The sequence below is a fragment of the Endozoicomonas sp. SESOKO1 genome, assembly GCF_024606265.1.
Classification (GTDB): Bacteria; Pseudomonadota; Gammaproteobacteria; order Pseudomonadales; family Endozoicomonadaceae; genus Endozoicomonas.
The window spans coordinates 1-1,092 of record NZ_JAHHPP010000375.1; the positions used below are offsets into that span (position 1 = coordinate 1).

Sequence of the window (1,092 nt, forward strand, 5' to 3'; positions counted from 1 at the left end):
GCTACTGCAGTGGCTATTTCCAGCAGTATCAGCCCATGATCCGCTTGTTGAAACCGGTCAAAGGACTGTTGCGCCATCCGTCGGCGCTGGTCTATCGGCAGCCGGTTGCCCAGGCTGAGGTAACGGTCATAATGTGACGGGTTTTGCGGTTCGTATGCGACTGCCTGCTTCAGGGCATCGATCATAACGGGAATATCTTCAACCAGCCAACTGGTGTTAGCCAGCAATAGCCAGTAATTTTTTTCAAAATCAGCCTAGGATGAAAACCTTGGCACATCTCCTTTCGGGACGGTATGCAAGCGATCCCGGTAAGGCAATAACAGGGCCAGTAATTCGGTCGAGCGGTTGGTCGCCTGCAGGATATAGGCGTACTCAAACAGGTCATGCTGTGTCAGTGGATACTGCTGCTGATAGCGTTTCCATACGACAATAGCCTGCTGAAACTGTTGGCGATCCTGAAGGTTTTTGGCCAGTTTTTGCCAGCCCAGAGCATCCCGTTGGTTAACCAGATACCCCCGCAGGAACTGCTCTGCCCGCTCCGGTTCTCCGAGGTTTTCCAGGGTTTCCACCAGTTCGTATAACTCATCGGCTGTCAGCGCCCGCTGACCGGCCGTGTATTCCAGCAGGTCGATCAGCCGGGGGCTGTCAAACAGGCCAATGGCCAGTGCCCGGGCTTTTGCCGTGGCCGCCCGGTCGCCGGTTTTTTTGCTGATCCAGAGCCATTGATCCAGCGCCTTTTCCGGTTGCTGTAACCACTCATAGACGGTGGCCAGCGAGCGTCGGTAATCGACCCGGTTGGGATAGCGGCGGTGCAACCGTTCCAGGCTACTGCGGGCCCGGTAGGTCGCCTCCGCCTGTAAACTGAACTGTTGCAACCGCTCCAGTTGTGGCGTACTGGGGCTGCTTGCCAGTGCCCGGTCGATGTATTCGATGGCGGTGGGAAACTCGCTGATTTTCAGTGCCAGCTCACTGACTTGTAACAGTGTGACTGTGTCGTTCGGGGCAATACTGGCCTGGATAACTCCGGCCCAGAGTGCGTCTTCATAAGCTTCAGCGTACAGAAATCCGGTGATAGCCTGTTGCAAATAGTGG

General features: G+C 55.7%; 2 protein-coding genes. Both read right to left on the reverse strand.

What is annotated here, in order from left to right; translation table 11 throughout:
* Nucleotides 1–227 (reverse strand): hypothetical protein (locus tag KDK13_RS16990; RefSeq protein ID WP_257286175.1); only part of this gene is annotated, 227 nt, incomplete at its 3' end.
* Between the two features lie 27 nt (nucleotides 228–254).
* The coding region (locus tag KDK13_RS16995; protein ID WP_257286176.1) for a lipopolysaccharide assembly protein LapB at nucleotides 255–1,092 on the reverse strand (838 nt) is incomplete at its 5' end.